11 protein-coding genes are annotated in these 16061 nt (G+C 69.8%); 7 read left to right on the forward strand and 4 right to left on the reverse strand.

Annotated elements, in window-relative coordinates; all coding sequences use genetic code 11:
* Positions 1-126 precede the first annotated feature (126 nt).
* From J7E89_RS37085 to J7E89_RS37095, 3 genes are all read left to right on the forward strand, one after another.
* On the forward strand, positions 127-1185 hold the full coding sequence (locus J7E89_RS37085; RefSeq protein WP_214980482.1) for a helix-turn-helix domain-containing protein: 1059 nt from the start codon (positions 127-129) through the stop codon (positions 1183-1185).
* Between the two features lie 72 nt (positions 1186-1257).
* Positions 1258-1884, forward strand: coding sequence for a DUF5819 family protein (locus J7E89_RS37090; protein ID WP_214980483.1), 627 nt, complete (start codon positions 1258-1260; stop codon positions 1882-1884).
* A complete protein-coding gene (locus J7E89_RS37095) occupies positions 1881-2993 on the forward strand; it encodes an HTTM domain-containing protein (protein WP_214980484.1) in 1113 nt (370 codons plus the stop codon). The genes J7E89_RS37090 and J7E89_RS37095 overlap by 4 nt, the downstream gene beginning before the upstream one ends.
* 27 nt (positions 2994-3020) lie before the next feature.
* On the opposite strand, the gene J7E89_RS37100 is transcribed toward J7E89_RS37095, so the two are convergent.
* A complete protein-coding gene (locus J7E89_RS37100; protein ID WP_251061605.1) occupies positions 3021-4991 on the reverse strand; it encodes an MDR family MFS transporter in 1971 nt (656 codons plus the stop codon).
* Positions 4992-5334: 343 nt separating this feature from the next.
* On the opposite strand from J7E89_RS37100, the gene J7E89_RS37105 reads away from it, so the two are divergent.
* Positions 5335-6744, forward strand: coding sequence for an NAD(P)/FAD-dependent oxidoreductase (locus tag J7E89_RS37105; RefSeq protein ID WP_214980489.1), 1410 nt, complete (start codon positions 5335-5337; stop codon positions 6742-6744).
* Here J7E89_RS37105 and J7E89_RS37110 read toward each other — a convergent pair.
* Positions 6731-7807: an ATP-dependent DNA ligase gene (locus tag J7E89_RS37110; protein ID WP_214980491.1), complete on the reverse strand. Its 1077-nt coding sequence runs from the start codon at positions 7805-7807 to the stop codon at positions 6731-6733. The genes J7E89_RS37105 and J7E89_RS37110 overlap by 14 nt on opposite strands.
* Positions 7808-7913: 106 nt before the next feature.
* Between J7E89_RS37110 and ligD the strand changes: the two genes are divergently transcribed.
* Together ligD and J7E89_RS37120 are read left to right on the forward strand one after the other, a co-directional pair.
* Positions 7914-8927: a non-homologous end-joining DNA ligase gene (gene ligD / locus J7E89_RS37115; protein WP_214980493.1), complete on the forward strand. Its 1014-nt coding sequence runs from the start codon at positions 7914-7916 to the stop codon at positions 8925-8927.
* A 7-nt stretch (positions 8928-8934) separates the two neighbouring features.
* Positions 8935-10020, forward strand: a complete 1086-nt coding sequence (locus J7E89_RS37120) for an ABC transporter permease (protein ID WP_214980495.1) — start codon at positions 8935-8937, stop codon at positions 10018-10020.
* Between the two features lie 7 nt (positions 10021-10027).
* Here J7E89_RS37120 and J7E89_RS37125 read toward each other — a convergent pair whose 3' ends face one another.
* Entirely contained in the window at positions 10028-12187 is a 2160-nt protein-coding gene (locus tag J7E89_RS37125; RefSeq protein WP_214980562.1) for an OmpL47-type beta-barrel domain-containing protein, read from the reverse strand.
* 60 nt (positions 12188-12247) lie between these two features.
* Complete coding sequence (locus J7E89_RS37130) at positions 12248-14743, reverse strand: ThuA domain-containing protein (RefSeq protein ID WP_214980496.1); 2496 nt, start codon at positions 14741-14743, stop codon at positions 12248-12250.
* Positions 14744-14917: 174 nt separating this feature from the next.
* Between J7E89_RS37130 and J7E89_RS37135 the strand changes: the two genes are divergently transcribed.
* Positions 14918-15895, forward strand: coding sequence for a multicopper oxidase domain-containing protein (locus J7E89_RS37135; RefSeq protein WP_214980500.1), 978 nt, complete (start codon positions 14918-14920; stop codon positions 15893-15895).
* Positions 15896-16061 lie beyond the last annotated feature (166 nt).

A 16061-nucleotide genomic window follows, 5' to 3' on the forward strand; every position in this document is an offset into this window, starting at 1 on the left:
ACGGCAGCTCCGGGCCCGCTCATCGTTCCAGGGAGACAACTCCCGGCGTATTTCCGGTTTCCGGCAATCTTTATGCTCTCTTAATGCCGAAGGGCTTCGGGAAGCATCAAGAATCCGGGGAAGCGCGTGACAGAGCCCGAAATATCCGAGGAGTATCTGGACGGCTATGCCCAGATCCTGGCGGAGGTCTCCGCGACCGGCCGCCGCCTCACCAGGGACGAGCTGGACTCGCGCCGCGCCCTCGGGGAACAGGCGGCCGAGGCCGGGCACGGCCTGCGCGCCCTCGTCGGCCGGCACCTGGCCGCCACCCGCGCCGCCTGGCCCGGCGCCTCCGCGGCGCCGGACCGGGTCCTGGCAGCGGTGGAACAGGCCGTCGACGCCTTTGCCGAGGGGTACGAGCGGGCCCAGCGGCTGGCCGTACGCCAGGAAGAGGCGGCCCGCCGCGAGTTCATCGACGACCTCCTTCACGGGCGCAGCGACCTGGGCCGCCTCGCCGCCCGCGCCGAGCGCTTCGGCCTGCGGCTCTCCCAGGCCCACGCCGTCGCGGTGGCCGAAGGCGCCGAGGCGTACGAGGACACCGACCATGTCACCCGCCGGGTGGACCGCGAACTGATCGGCCGCTTCGGCGACCGGCGCATCCTCATCGCCACCAAGGACGGCCGGCTGATCTGCATCGTGCCCGGCGACCAGGCCGATGTGCTCACCCACTTCGCCAAGCAGGCCCACGCCGCCACGGAGGGCGGCCGCGTGGCGATCGGCCGCGCGCATCCCGGCGCGGGCGGCGTGGTCCATTCGTACGAAGAGGCCCTCAGCGCCCTCGAACTGGCCGACCGCATGGCGCTCGACAGCCCCGTGCTGCGCGCCGCCGACCTGCTGGTTTTCCCCGTCCTCACCCGGGACCGGCAGGCGATGGCGGACCTGGTGCTCAGCGCGCTCGGCCCGCTCCGCCGGGCGCGCGGCGGCGCCGAGCCGCTGCTGGAGACCCTCAGCGTGTACTTCGACGCCGGCTGCGTCTCGGCTGAAGCGGCCCGCCGCCTCAGCCTGAGCGTAAGGGCACTGACTTACCGCCTCCAGCGCATCCACCAGCTCACCGGTTCCGACCCGGCCGACCCGATGCACCGCTACACCCTCCAGACGGCGGTGATCGGCGCACGGCTGCTGGAATGGCCCGCCAAAGCGATCTGACGCAGTGGACGGATGCGCGGATGGATACCCTGGGCGCCGTTGTGATTAGTGGGCATCATGAGGAGAACCAGCGTGGCCGAGTCCGTCATACCGCCGCCCGACCCACTCGCCCCCAGAGGCACGCCTCTTGGGGCCTCGCGGCGCGGAATCGTGCGGTGGTTCGCGGCTTTTGTTGCGTTCGTTGCCCTGATTCACTCCAGCATGCTGCTGCTCTACGTCGCCACGGACTTCCCGCTCTCCAAGACCTACGCGAAACAGGTCAATGGGTGGATGCGGCCGCTTTTCCCGCAGGACTGGAGCATCTTCGCCCCGGAGCCATCGAAGTTCAATCAGCACCTCGAAGTGCGCGCGAACGTCGACGGGAAGTTCGGCCGGTGGATCGACCTCACCGCGCACGACAACGCGGCGTACCGGGGTGAGCTGCTCCCCAGCATCGAGGACCAGCTCGTACTGCGCCGGGCCATGTCCCAGTACCGGACCAGCGCGGCGCGCCAAAACGCCCCCCAGGCCACCGCCCGCTCGGCGCGCTACCTGCTCAACGTCATTCTGGTGCGGCTCGACGCCATGGGGGAGAAGCCCGGACAGGCCGTACAACTGCGCCTGAAGAGCACCCGCATACCGGCGCCCGGCACCAAGGGCTCCGCAGCCGTCCCACGTCCGCAGTATCAGAACCTCGGGTACTGGAAGGTCCGCTCATGACCGTACGCGCAGCACTCGCCCAGGGCCTGGACTCTGCCGCGGGCCTCGGCCGCCAAGTCAGGGGCACGGCCCGGAAGCTGACCCTCCAGCCGCTCGCCCCGTACAGCGCGGCCGCGATCCGCATCGGCCTGGGCGGCCTGTACCTGATCCACCTGCTCCGCGAATCGGTACGCGCCGACCACCTGTGGGGGCCGGGTTCGCCGTTCACCGCAGACCTCTTCGACCAGACCCTGAAGTCCAGGGGCTGGGACGGCGCGTTCTCCTGGTGGTACTCGCTCCTCGTCACCGACAGCGCCCTCGTCTTCTGGGCCTGGTACGGACTCGCCGTCGTGGTCAGCGCGCTATTGATGCTCGGCTGGCGCACCCGCGCCACGGCCGTGCTCTTCTGGTTCCTCGTCGTGGCCTTCTACATCCGCGGATCCATGGCCAACAGCGGCTGGGCGCTGCTGAGCCTGCTCTTCGCCAACTACCTGGTCTTCGTCGCGTCGGGCCGCTACTGGTCACTCGACGCGCGCCGCCGCGCCCGCAAGGCGCAGCAGGGGACATCGTCCGCGTCGAAGTTCGTCTTCTGGGGCGCGGAGACGGAAGAGCTTCGCCGGCGCCTGGTCACCGTCCTGCACAACGGCGGCATGGCGATGATCGCGCTCCAGGTCATGGTGATCTACGGTTCCGCGGCCATGTACAAAATCCAGGGCGAGTCGTGGCGCAACGGCACGGCTCTCTACTACTCGATGATGTACGACGACTTCTCCACTTTCCCCGAGCTCTCGGCCTGGATCGTGAGTCACGGCACGTTCGCGGCCCTCATGGCGTACGTCACCGTCTTTTCGCAGATGCTGTTCCCGGCGCTGGTGTTCAACCGGCGGCTCAAGTACTGCATCCTCGTCATCATGCTGGCCACGCACATCGGCGTCGGTGTGCTGATGGCCCTGCCGATGTTCTCCGCCATCACGATCGTCGGCGACCTGGTGTTCCTGCCGACCACCTTCTGGCTGGCGGCGACCCGGCTGGTACGGACGGCGCGGGCGGCCCCGGCGGAGAAGCGGGAAGCGCCGGCCGTTCCGTCACCCCGTGAACCGGCGGACGCCGAGGTCGGTTCGTCGGCGTAATCCCGCGACGGCCGGCCAACGCGGCGCTCAGCGGCGGCCGGCCGGCAGGCTCTTGCCCTGCGCGAGGTCCTCGGCGAGCAGCCGCTTGGCGATCGCGTCGACGGCGGCCATCAGCTCCTCGTTGCCCGGCCGCCCGCCGTCCATCTCCAGCTGGTCGCCGATCCAGCGCGACCACGCGGCACCGATCACCTCGGCCTCGCGCTCGCCCGCCGGGGTGTGCGAGAGCAGGTTGCCGTCGCGGGTGAGGTAGCCCTCGTCCACCATCCGGTCGAAGACCGGCAGCAGGACCTCCGGCGGGACGTTGCGGCGGGCGGCGATGAGCCCGAGGCTGGCGTGTCCGACGATGCGGGTCAGCAGCGCGACCTGCATGACCGCCCAGGCGCCCGCGATGTCGAGACGGGTGTCGGAGCCGCTGACGATCCACCGCGCCGTGTCGGGTCCCTTGGTGCGGAGGATCTGCGCGACGGCCAGCTCCAGCAGCTTGGCCGAGTCACCCGACATGGGCGACGCGAACCCCTCACCCATGTCGGTCGAGCCGGCGCGTGCGGCGTCGCGCAGCTTGACCTGCTTGAGGAACAGCGACACGACGAAGCCCACGATCGCCACCGGGACCGTCCACAGGAACACCGTGTGCAGCGAGTCGGCGTACGCCTGGACGATCGGCCCGGCCTGCGCGGGCGGCAGCGCGTGCAGACCCTCCGGGCTCTGCGCGGCCCGCGTGAGGGCCGCGGGATCCGCCCCGCCGGCGCGGGCGGCCTCGGCGACGCCGGCGGTGAGGTTGGGGCGGAGCGAATTGGCATAGATGGTGCCGAAGACGGCGGTGCCGAAGGACATGCCGAGCGTACGGAAGAAGGTGACACCGGAGGTGGCCGTGCCGAGGTCCGCGTACTCCACGGTGTTCTGCACGGCGATCGTCAGGACCTGCATGCACAGGCCGATGCCGAGGCCGAGGACGAACATGTAGAGCGACTCCAGCCAGGCGCTGGTGCCCGTGCCCATCAGGGACAGCAGGAACAGGCCGATGCCCATGACGAGCGAGCCGATGATGGGGAAGATCCGGTACGTGCCTGTCTTGCTGACGACGTTGCCGCTGAAGACGGACGCGATGAGGAGACCGACGATCATGGGGAGCGTACGGACGCCCGAGACGGTGGCCGAGTCCCCGTCGACGTACTGCAGATACGTCGGCAGGAAGATCATCGCGCCGAGCATCGCGAAGCCGACGACGAAGCTGAGGATCGAGCAGACGGTGAACACGGGGTTCGAGAACAGCCGCATCGGCAGCATGGGCTCGGCGGCGCGCGTCTCGGCGTAACAGAACAGGGCGAGCGCGATCAGGCCGCCCGCGAAGAGACCGATGATGACGCCCGAACTCCAGGCGTACTCGTTGCCGCCCCAGCTCGTCGCCAGGATCAGCGCGCTCGCGCCGAGCGCGACGAGCGCGATGCCGAGGTAGTCGATGACGGGGCGGGTCGCCGAGCGTACGGACGGGATGTTGCGGGCGGCGGCGATGACCACGACGATCGCGATCGGTACGTTGATGTAGAACGCCCAGCGCCAGGTCAGGTGGTCCGTGAAGAGGCCGCCGAGCAGCGGGCCGATGACGGTGGCGACGCCGAAGACGGCGCCAATCGCGCCCTGGTATTTCCCGCGCTCGCGCAGCGGGATGACGTCGGCGATCAGGGCCATCGAGGTGACCATCAGGCCGCCGGCGCCGATGCCCTGGAGTGCGCGCCAGGCGATCAGGAGGGTCATGTTGCCGGAGAGGCCGCACAGGAACGAGCCGGTGATGAAGACGATTGCCGAGACCTGGAAGACGAGCTTGCGGCCGAAGAGGTCACCGAACTTGCCGACGAGGACGGTGGCCACGGTCTCGGCCAGCAGGTAGGCGGTGACCACCCACGACATGTGCTCGGCGCCGCCGAGTTCCGCGACGATCGTCGGCAGTGCGGTGCCGACGATCGTCTGGTCCAGGGCGGCCAGCAGCATGCCGAGCATGATCGTCGCGAAGACGATGTTGCGCTGCCGGCGGTCGAGCACAGGTGGGGCGGAGGCGGCCGCCGGCGCGGGTACCGGGGCCTTGGCCGGGCTGGACTCGCGGGTGGTGGTCACCCTTGCACCCTCACACCGGCATGGGCGGCGCGCATGCGGTGACGTCCGTACACCGTAGGGGCGGTGCGGCCGAATCCAGCCCCTCCGGCGTTTGAGGAGCGGGGTCTGGGGCGGAGCCCCGGGTTCGGGAAGGGGCGCGTGGGGGAAAGGCCCCGCCAGGGCTCCAGGGTCGGGCCGCCCCGTACTGGGCAGGCTTCAGCGACGGGTAATCCGGGCTGAGGGGGACGGCATGGCGGACTTCGCGGTGATCGGCGGCGGCATCGGCGGTCTGGCAACCGCGCTCTTCGCGGCCAGACGCGGCCACCGGGTGGCCGTCTTCGAACGCGACGCCCGAGCCCCCCGCGGCAGCGGGTCCACCCTCGACGAGGACTTCTTCGGCTGGCGGCGCCCCGGCGTACCGCAGGCCGCCCAGCCCCACCTCATGCTGGGCGCCGCCCGCTCCGTGCTCCGCGCCGAAGCGCCCGACGTCTACGACGCGATCATGCGGCTCGGCGCCCGCGAACGGCACGAGCTCGACTGGTTCGAGCAACGGCCCCCCGCCCGGCCCGGCGACGAGGACCTGGTGATGGTCCAGGCGCGCCGCATCGTCGTCGAGACGGCGCTCACCGACGCCCTGCGCGCCGAGCCGCGAGCCGTCCTGCGCTACGGCGAGCCCGTCACCGGCCTGCTCGTCGACCCGTCCTGCGCCCCGCCGCGCGTCCGCGGCGTACAGACCGAACGCGGGGCGTACGAAGCCGAGCTGGTGATCGACGCGGGCGGCCGCCGGTGCGCCTCGGGGGAGTGGCTGACCGGCGCGGGCTGCCGGCCCCCGGTGGTGGAGCGCCACCGTACCGGCATCGCGTACTTCTGCCGCTGGTACCGGCTGCCGGACGGGCGCGCGGACGGCCCCACCCGGCCCTGGACGGTGTCCGGCGGAACGTTCGCCGGGTGCGCCGTCTTCCCCGCCGACAACGGGGTGTTCGCCGTCACGCTGTTCGTCCACACCGAGGACCCGACGCGCGGCGCACTGCGCGACCCGGCCGTCTTCGAGGCGGCGGCCCGCACCTTCCCGCCGGGGGCGGCATGGCTGGAGCTGGGGGCGCGGCCGCTCTCCCCGGTGCTCGCGACCGCCGGTCTCGACAACCGCTGGAGCGTCCTCGTCGACGAACAGGGGCCCATAGCCACGGGCCTGATCGGCGTCGGCGACGCCGTCACCCACACCAACCCCACCATCGGCCAAGGCATGTCGCTCGCACTGTGGGCGGCCCGCCGGGTCGCCCGGGAGACGGACCACGGGAGCAGGGAACAGGGCTCGCCGGACTTCATCGCCGAGCACTACGCCTGGGCGCAGCGCACCCTCAAGCCCTGGTTCGACTTCCAGGTCACGACCGACCGCGCGATCGGCGAGCGCTTCGCCGGACGCGAGTTCACGGCAGGACCCGCCCGCCAGATGGCGGCGCTCTTCGAGTGCGCCCAGGAAGACCCGGAAGTGATGCGGGCGCGCGCCAGGGTCCGGCATCTCGCGGCGCCCCCGGCCGAGGCGTACGGCGCCCCGGAAGTCAGAGCCCGGGTCGCGGCCTGGCTGCTGGCGCACCCCGACTACGTACCGAACACCGTGGGCCCCGGCCGCAGAGAGTGGGAGAAGATCACCGCGCCCTGAGTACGTCGGCCAGGTCGTAGCTCACCGGCTCCTCCAACTGGGCGTACGTACAGCTCTCCGGCGTACGGTCCTCACGCCACCGGCGGAACCTGGCCGTGTGCCGGAAGCGGTCGCCCTCCATGTGGTCGTACGCGACCTCGCACACCGCCTCGGGCCGCAGCGCCACCCACGACAGGTCCTTCTTCCCCGACCAGCGGCTCGGGGCGCCGGGCATCCGGGAACCCTCGTGCGCGGTGACGTCCGACCAGGCCGCCCACGGGTGGCCCTCGGCCTGGGGCGACTCCATCCGCAGCGGACCCAGTTCGTCGATCAGCTCCTGGCGGCGGCGCATCGGGAACGCCGCGCACACCCCGACGTGCTGGAGCGTGCCCGCGTCGTCGTAGAGGCCGAGGAGGAGGGAGCCGACGACGGCGCCGGTCTTGTGGAAGCGGTAACCGGCGACGACGCAGTCCGCCGTCCGCTCATGTTTGATCTTGTACATCAGACGGGTGTCGGGGCGGTACGGCATGGACTCCGGCTTGGCCAGCACACCGTCGAGCCCCGCGCCCTCGAAATGCTGGAACCACTCCTTCGCCACCTCGATGTCGTTCGTCGCGGGCGCCAGGTAGACCGGCGGCGGAGCGCCCTCCAGCGCCCCGGCCAGGGCGCTGCGCCGGTACACGAACGGGGCGTCGAGCAGGCCCTCGTCGTCCAGGGCCAGCAGATCGAAGGCGATGAAGCTCGCGGGCGTACGCTCGGCGAGCGTCCGCACCCGGGAGTCCGCCGGATGGATGCGCTCGCTCAGCCGGTCGAAGTCGAGCCGGCCGTCGTGGACGATCACGATCTCGCCGTCCACGACGCAGCGCGGCGGCAGCGCGGCGCGCAGCGACTCGACCAGCTCGGGGAAGTAGCGGACCAGCGACTTGCCCGTCCTGCTGCCGATCTCCATCTCGTCGCCGTCCCGGTGGACGATCGCGCGGAACCCGTCCCACTTGGCCTCGTACTGCATGCCGGGTCCCGGCGGAATGGTGGCCACGGCCTTGGCCAGCATCGGTTTCACGGGCGGCATCACCGGCAGGTCCATGGACTGATTCTGCGACTGTTTGCGGCGGATCGCTCGATTTCGTGCTGGATGCGGAAGGAGTGCGGCAAAAGTGCGGCAAAAGCCCGTCCCGCTTAGCGTGGCGGGCATGGGTGAAGCGGTGGAGCTGCATACCGGAGAGCGGACCGTACGGCTGTCCAGTCCGGACAAGATTTACTTTCCCGAGCCCGGCTACACCAAGTGGGACGTGGCTCAGTACTACCTGGCCGTGGGGGACGGGATCACGCGCGCCCTGCGCGACCGGCCGACCACCCTCGAACGCTTCCCCGAAGGCATTGGCGGCGAGTCCTTCTTCCAGAAGCGCGTCCCCAAGAACCTGCCGGACTGGATCCCCACCGCCCGGATCGCGTTCCCCAGCGGCCGCACCGCTGACGAGATGTGCCCCACCGAGACCGCCGCCGTGCTCTGGGCCGCGAACCTGGGCTGCCTCACCTTCCACCCCTGGCCGGTACGCCGCGACCGCCCCGAACACCCCGACGAGCTGCGCATCGACCTCGACCCGCAGCCCGGCACGGACTTCGGGGACGCGGTCAGGACCGCCCACGAGCTCCACGCGCTCCTCGACGAACAAGGGCTGCGTGGCTGGCCCAAGACCTCCGGCGGCCGCGGCTTGCATGTGTACGTGCCGATCGAGCCCCGCTGGACGTTCACGGAGGTACGCCGAGCCGCGATCGCCGTCGGCCGCGAGCTGGAGCGGCGCATGCCGGGGCGGGTCACCACCGCCTGGTGGAAGGAGGAGCGCGGCGAGAAGATCTTCGTCGACTACAACCAGACCGCCCGCGACCGCACCATCGCCTGCGCCTACTCCGTACGGCCGCGCCCGCACGCACCCGTTTCCGCGCCGCTGACCTGGGACGAGCTCGACCAGACCGATCCCCGCGAGTTCGACATCGCCACCATGCCGACCCGGTTCGCCGAACTCGGCGACGTACACGCGGACATGGACGATCACGCGTTCGGACTGGAAGGCCTGCTGGAGCTGGCCGAGCGCCACGAACACGACCACGGGCTCGGCGACATGCCGTACCCGCCGGACTACCCGAAGATGCCGGGGGAGCCGAAGCGGGTGGCGCCGAGCAGGGCGAAGCACGAGGGCACGTGAAGGCTGTATGAGCGCGGGGGACGGAGAGGGCGTGCCGCGCGGCACCTCGCACGGCAGAGCGCCGACCCGCGCCGAAGAGTGGGCGGCCTTCAAGGACTCGCCCTTCCTGCCCGCCCTCGTGCTGCTGTTCATCCTGGCAGCCGCCGCCGGCCTGTTCGCCGGGTCGTACACGTACACCATGGCCAACCCCACCCCGCACCGGATTCCCACCGCGGTGGTCGGCGACATGTCCGCACCGGACGGCCGGGCCTTCGTCACCGGCATGGAGAGGGCGCTCAACGCCTCGCTCGTCCTGACCCGTTACGACTCGGACGCCGAGGCGCGCTACGCCGTCGACGAGCAGGAGGAGTTCGCGATCCTGCGGAGGACGGGCCCTGGCGTCGAGCTCGATGTGGCGGGGGCGTCGGGCGCTTCGGTCGCGCAGGTGCTCGCCGAGACGGGCGCGAAGGTCGGTAAACAGACCGGTGTACCGGTCGCGATCAGGGACATCAAGCCACTGCAGGAGGGCGATCCGCGCGGACTCGCCCTCTTCTACATCTCGCTCGCCGCCGTCATCATCGGCTTCGTCGGGGCGATTCAGCTGAGCGTTCATGCCCGCGCGCTGAACCCCGCCGAGCGCGTCGGCTTCACCGTCGCCTACTCACTCCTCGGCGCGTTCGCGATCGCCGCCGTCGTGGACTGGCTGCTCGGGGCGCTCGACCTGCCGTTCGTCGAGTCGTGGCTGATTCTGGCGCTGACGATGTTCACGTCCGGGATGGTCTTCACGATGTTCAACACCCTGATGGGGCGGTGGGCGATGCTCCCCACCTGGGGGCTGATGGTGCTCCTGGGAAACCCGTCGTCGGGCGGGGCGGTGTCCTGGCCGCTGCTGCCGTCCGTACTCGGCCACATCGGTCAGTGGCTGCCGCCGGGCGCGTCGGTCAATGCGCAGCACACGGCCGTGTACTTCCAGGGCCACCAGCACCTCTTCCCCTTCCTGGTGCTGGGCGCCTGGGCGCTGGTCTCCTCCACGGTCTTCTGGGTGTACCGGCACCGGCACCCCGGCGGGCGCGACCGCGCGCCTGCGCACGCGGCCGCGCCCGCCGGGGCGTAGCACTCGGTTACAGCTGCTTGATGCGGATGTCGCGGTACGAGATCACGTCGGTGGTCCCGTGGACCTGGAGGCCGACGTAGCCGGAGGCGTAGCGCCGACCGTCAGAGCCCGGGTCGTCGGCGCGCGGCGGGTAGAAGTCCTGCCCGCCGTTGTTGTCGAATTCATTGATCAGGACACCGTTGCGGAAGACCGAGTAGTGCTGGCCCTCCACCCGGATCTCGTAGTCGTTCCAGGTGCCCTTGGGCGTGACACCCGCGCTGCCCGGACCCACGCGGTCGAAGCCGTAGACCGAGCCCGTCTTGTACATGTCGCCGTCCGGGCGGTCCAGGATCTGCACCTCGTGCCCGTACTTGATGGCGACCCACTCCGGGCGCGGCTCCTCCGGGTGGTCGTGGACCTGCGGGAAGCGGACGAAGACACCGGCGTTGGCGTTGCCCGTGCCCGGTGCGTCGTCACGCCAGCGCAACTTGAGGGAGAAGTCCTCGTACTTGCGCTCCGGGAACCACAGCATGCCCATGCCGGGCGTCGTGGTGCTGCTCGTCATCGAGCCGTCCGCGTTGAGGCCGAACGAACCGCCGCCCACCTGCTGCCACTTGGCGAAGGAGGACTGCGTACCGTCGAAGAGATCGCGGTAGCCGGCCGTCTGTCCCGGCTTGCCGATGCCGGACTGCTTGGCGGCGCGATAGATCTTGCGGTGCTCGCGCTCGTCGATGACACCGTCGTACAGCAGCTTGTCGATGACAGTGTCGACGTGCTTGAGGAACAGGGCCTGGGAGGTCCACTCCCTCTCGTCCTCGATCAGCTCGTTTATCGTGCAGCGGTTGCGGGTGATGCGGTTCGGGACGCCCGTGTCGACCGTGCCGACGATGACGGTCAGCCGCTCGTCGTGCTCGGGGCAGTTCGGCGCGGGTACGCCGCCGCCCTCCGCGATCGTGAACGCCACCTGCTTCGCGACGGACGTGTTGCCCGCCTTGTCGGTGGCGCGGTGATCGACGGTGTGCCGGCCGACGCGGTCGACGATCACTGGTGTGATGTACGCCAGGTACGGGCCGCCGTCGAGCGAGTACTCGACCTTGTCGACGCCCGAGCCGCCCGCGTCCGTCGCGGCGAGCGTCACCTTCGCGCTGGTGATGTACGCGCCGTCGGCGTTCTTGTCGCCGGTCACCGTCGCCGTGGTCTCCGGCGGGGTCTTGTCCTCGGCCGGCGGTGCGACGACCGTGAAGTCGACCGACTTCTCGGCGGCCGCATTGCCCGCCTTGTCGGTGGCCCGGTAGCGGACCTTGTGCGTGCCGCTCTCGTGGACCATGACCGGGCCGTTGTACGCCGTCCAGGCGCCGGCCGCCCCGAGCGCGTACTCGATCGTGTTGACGCCCGAGCCGGTGTCGGAAGCGGTCACCGTGACCGTCGCCATGCCCAGGTACTGGCCTTCCGGGTTCTTCTCGCCGCTTACGGTCGCCGAGGTCTCCGGCGGGGTCTTGTCGTCTGTTGGCGGTGCGACGACCGTGAAGTCGACGGCCTTCTCGGCGGCGGTGTTGCCCGCCTTGTCGGTGGCCCGGTAGCGGATCTTGTGCGTACCGACCTCGTGGACCATGACGGGCGCCGTGTACGGCTGCCAGGCGCCGGCCGCTCCGACGGCGTACTCGCTCTTGTCCACGCCCGAGCCCGCGTCGGTCGCCGCGACGGCCACCGAGGCGTGCCCGATGTATGCGCCGTCGGCGTTCTTCTCACCGCTGACGGTCGCCGAGGTCTCCGGCGCGGTGGTGTCGTCGCCGCCTCCCTCGGTGACGGTGAGGATGCCCTGCATCGAGCCGTGGCCGGGGATGGTGCAGTGGTAGAAGTACCGGCCGGGCGTGAGGGTGACGGTGGCGGTGTGCTTGCCGCCCTGGGCGTCGCTCGGGTTGGCGAGGATGTTCAGCTGTACGTCGTTGTTGTACTCGGGGTCCGACACGTCGAACGTCAGCGTGTGCGGCATCCCGGTCGTGTTGCCGGTAGCCGCGCTGTTCTCGAAGACGATCGTCGTCTCGCCCGCCACCGCCGTTCTGGGGAAGGTGAGATAGCGGTCGATCGGGTCGCCGGCCGTCCAGGTGAGGGTCTGGGCGGCGGCGGTCCTGGTTCTGGCGTCGTCTTCACGCCCGTACGCCGCCGTCGAGGTCAGTCCGAGGACCATCAGCAGGGCGGCCGCGAGCGCCGTCCACAGGTGACGTGCTCTTCGTTTCAGCTTCACTGCCTACTCCGCCTTCCTGGCCAGGTCCTCGGCGGCCGGTGTCGGCTCGCCGCCCTTGTACGTCACGCGCCACAGCGCCGACTTGGCGTCCGAAGTGAAGAACCCGCGCCCGTAGTCGAGGACATAGAGCGAGCCGTCCGGCGCGAACTTCCAGTCCATGAGGTTGCGGATACCGTCCGCGCCCACCGGGATGATCTTCTTCAGTGACTCGGCGTGTGTGGGCAGCCCGCCGTTGCCGACGGTCTTCGGGTCGGTCAGCACGGCGTGGCGTGGCTGGTCGCCGTCGTAGAAGTCGCCCACGAACCACTTGCCGTCCCAGTAGGAGGGCCACTTGTCCTTGCTGTCGGTCGTCGCGTCGTAGCGGTAGACCGGGCCGTTCATGGTTGCCTGGCCGCCGCCCTTGAGCCACGGCAGGAGGATCTTCTGTTCCTCCTGCTTGTAGCTCGGCACGCCGTTGGCGTCGCGCGGGTAGTCGACGCCGCCGCCCTGGGGCGAGTACCAGATGGTGTTGGGCATGACGGGCGGAAGGTTGACGAGACCGTCGTTGTTCGGGGACTCGTTCTTCGGCTTGGCGCAGTCGTACCAGCCGAGCGGCTTCGTCGGGTCCGGCAGATTGCGGTCGCGGTACGGCTGGTTGTTGCCCATGCAGTACGGCCAGCCGTGGTTGCCCGGCTTCGTGATCGCGGCGAAGGTGTCGTACTTCGCCGGGCCCCAGGTGGTGCTGGGTGCCCCCGCGTCGGGGCCGACCCAGCCGGCGTACAGGATGTCGGTCTTCGGATCGACCGCGATGCGCGCCGGATTGCGCACGCCCATCACGTAGATCTCGCCGCGCGTCTTGCCGCCGCCCTCGTCCGGCTCCTTGCCGGTGAAGAGATTGCCATCGGGGAGTGTGTACGTACCGTCGTCCTCGGGGTGGATCCGCAGGATCTTGCCGTTGAGGTTGTTGGTGTTGCCGGCGGTACGGCGGGCGTCGGCGAAGGACACGCCCTTGAAATTCGGCTCCGGGTTGTTGCCCGAGTAACCGTCGCTGAAGCGGGAGGAGTTGTTGTCGCCCGTCGCGATGTAGAGGTTCTGCTTGGAGTCCCAGGCCAGACCACCGCCCGCGTGGCAGCAACTGTGGATCTGGACCGGCCACTTGAGCAGGACCTTCTCCGAGGTGAGGTCCAGTGTGTTGGTGGCGAGATCGAGGGTGAAGCGGGAGACGCGGCGCTCGGCCATGCGCGTGTCGCGGTTGATCTGCGAGTGGGGTGTGTAGTGCAGGTACACCCAGCCGTTGGTGAGGAAGCCGGGGTCCGTCTCGACGCCGAGCAGGCCTTCCTCGTTCTTGACCAGTTCGTCGCCGCCGCCCTTGTTGCCGAAGACGGTGAGGGAGCCGGCGAGGGTCACCTTCTTGGTCTTCGGGTCGTAGACGTGGACCTGGCCCTGACCCTTGCCGATGTCGGGGTTGTTCCAGTCGGTGACGACCGGCGCGTTGCTGTCGCCGCCGCCCCGGCCGATGTAGATGACCCGGCCGTCCTTGGCGGTCACCAGGCCGTGCGGTTCGCCGATCTGGTCCGAGTGGCCCGGCTGGTTGGGCGCGGTGAGGCGCTCGGCCTTGTAGTTGGCGTTGACGCTCGCCTTGCAGTCGGCGCGGGCGATGCGCGTCGTCCACTGGAGAGCACCCCGGAGGTGGTCGCGGAAGTCCGTCTCCTGGAAGGACTCGGCCGTACCGCCCATGCCGGTGTAGAAGGACCGGCCGCCGTCGTAGTCCCGGCACCAGGAGACCGGGTGGTCCCAGCCGTTGGCGCTCGTGCCCGGCTTGTACGTCGCCTCACGGACGCGCGCCACCGTGTGGACGTCGCCGGACGGGTTCTTCGTCCAGTTCAGCCACTTGTCGGGGCGCTTCCACTGGAGCGGCAGGTTCTTGGCGGCCGGGTGCTGCCGGTCGCCGACCTCCACGGTCGCGCGCTGTACGTTCGTGGGTCCGCCCGCGGCGGGCCGCGCGCCGATCAGGCCGCCGAACCAGTCGGAGTACGGCTCGGTGCGCGCCGCGTCGTGGATGCCGAGGAAGCCGCCGCCGGCTTCCATGTAGGCCTCCAGGCCTGCCTCCTGATCCGGGTCCAGGACATCGCCGCCACCGGTCAGGAAGACGACGGCGTTGAACTTGCCGAGCTTGGCGGTGGTGAAGACGCTCGCGTCGTCCGTGGCCTCCACGCGGAAGCGCTGCGCGGCCGGGCCGGACTGGCCGATCTTCTCGATGGCCTCGATACCGGCGTTGACGGTCGGTGGCTCCCCGGCGCCGGCCGATCCGTGGAAGACCAGCACGCGGACATTCGCGCCGCCGGGGGGAGTCGGCAGTGCGGGAAGCGACAACGTTGTCGCGTCAGTTGGCGGGGGTTCCGGATACGGTTTGGCGGAGGCGGCCGTGCCGCCGAGCAGGCCGGATGCGACAACTCCGGCCGTCAGGGCCGCTGTCAGTGCGCGTCGGGGTCTTGACCGGTGATGTGGTGCGCGATGCATGTGTTCACCCATCCCTCAGTGGTCACAGGAACGGCGACGAAGCTAGACCTCTTTTCGTGACGCGCCAAGAGGTATGACCGGAATAGCGCGAACTTTGTCCTTGGTGTGGATGAACTGGGCTCGTCCCGCTACGGTGTGCCCGTCAATCTCCGGACGTTGGTGGGGAGTCAGGCCATGGACAGACGAAGCTTCAACCGACGGCTGCTGGCGGGCGGGGCGGTCGCTGCGACCGGCGTGACATCGTTGTCGCTCGTGGATTCCGCACCCTCCGCGGCTGCGGCGGAGGGCCCGCCGAAGACCGCACCGGCCGGCGGCCAGATCCACCGGCTGAAGATGTACGCCGAGAAGCTGCCCGACGGGCAGTTGGGCTACGGCTTCGAGAAGGGCAAGGCGTCGGTGCCCGGGCCGCTGATCGAGATCGTCGAAGGCGACACCGTGCACATCGAGTTCGAGAACACGCTTGACGTGCCCGCGAGTCTGCATGTGCACGGTGTCGACTACGACATCGCGAGTGACGGCACGAAGCTCAGCAAGAGCCATGTCGAGCCCGGTGGGACCCGGACGTACACCTGGCGTACGCACGTCCCGGGGCGGCGCAAGGACGGCACCTGGCGGGCCGGCAGCGCGGGTTACTGGCACTACCACGATCACGTGGTTGGCACGGACCACGGCACGGGCGGCATCCGCAAGGGGCTCTACGGCGGCGTGATCGTACGGCGCAAGGGTGACATCCTGCCGGACAAGACCTTCACCATCGTCTTCAACGACATGACGATCAACAACAAGCCGGGTCACCAGAGTCCCGACTTCGAGGCCACGGTGGGGGACCGGGTCGAAATTGTCATGATCACGCACGGCGAGTTCTACCACACGTTCCATATGCACGGTCACCGGTGGGCGGACAACAGGACGGGGCTGCTCACCGGGCCCGACGACCCGAGTCGTGTCGTCGACAACAAGATCACAGGGCCTGCGGACTCGTTCGGGTTCCAGATCATCGCGGGTGAGCATGTGGGTGCGGGCGCGTGGATGTATCACTGCCATGTTCAGAGCCATTCGGACATGGGGATGGCGGGGCTCTTTCTGGTCGCCAAGCCCGACGGCACGATTCCGGGGTACGAGCCGCACCATCCGGCGGAGCACGCGCACTAGTTCTAAGGCGGGGTCCTTTTCCCGCGCATGGGGGTCGGTGCCGCGCCGGGGCGTCTCCTCGGGTGCCGAACACCGGGGCGCCGTGTTTCGTTTGGGGTGGTTGCGTTCGACACCCTGCGGGGAGCGCCCCGGCACGACCCCTCCTGCGGGAGCGGGCAATGGGGCC

This window comes from Streptomyces sp. ISL-100, from assembly GCF_018614615.1.
GTDB lineage: Bacteria > Actinomycetota > Actinomycetes > Streptomycetales > Streptomycetaceae > Streptomyces.

Excerpts from the sequence above, each read along its gene's own strand:
- J7E89_RS37130 (WP_214980496.1), bottom strand. The coding sequence starts at position 14,743 with ATGCATCGCGCACCACATCACCGGTCAAGACCCCGACGCGCACTGACA.
- J7E89_RS37095 (WP_214980484.1), top strand. The coding sequence starts at position 1,881 with ATGACCGTACGCGCAGCACTCGCCCAGGGCCTGGACTCTGCCGCGGGC.
- ligD (WP_214980493.1), top strand. The coding sequence starts at position 7,914 with ATGGGTGAAGCGGTGGAGCTGCATACCGGAGAGCGGACCGTACGGCTG.
- J7E89_RS37105 (WP_214980489.1), top strand. The coding sequence starts at position 5,335 with ATGGCGGACTTCGCGGTGATCGGCGGCGGCATCGGCGGTCTGGCAACC.
- J7E89_RS37125 (WP_214980562.1), bottom strand. The coding sequence starts at position 12,187 with ATGGTCCTCGGACTGACCTCGACGGCGGCGTACGGGCGTGAAGACGAC.
- J7E89_RS37110 (WP_214980491.1), bottom strand. The coding sequence starts at position 7,807 with ATGGACCTGCCGGTGATGCCGCCCGTGAAACCGATGCTGGCCAAGGCC.
- J7E89_RS37135 (WP_214980500.1), top strand. The coding sequence starts at position 14,918 with ATGGACAGACGAAGCTTCAACCGACGGCTGCTGGCGGGCGGGGCGGTC.
- J7E89_RS37100 (WP_251061605.1), bottom strand. The coding sequence starts at position 4,991 with ATGCTCGGCATGCTGCTGGCCGCCCTGGACCAGACGATCGTCGGCACC.
- J7E89_RS37120 (WP_214980495.1), top strand. The coding sequence starts at position 8,935 with ATGAGCGCGGGGGACGGAGAGGGCGTGCCGCGCGGCACCTCGCACGGC.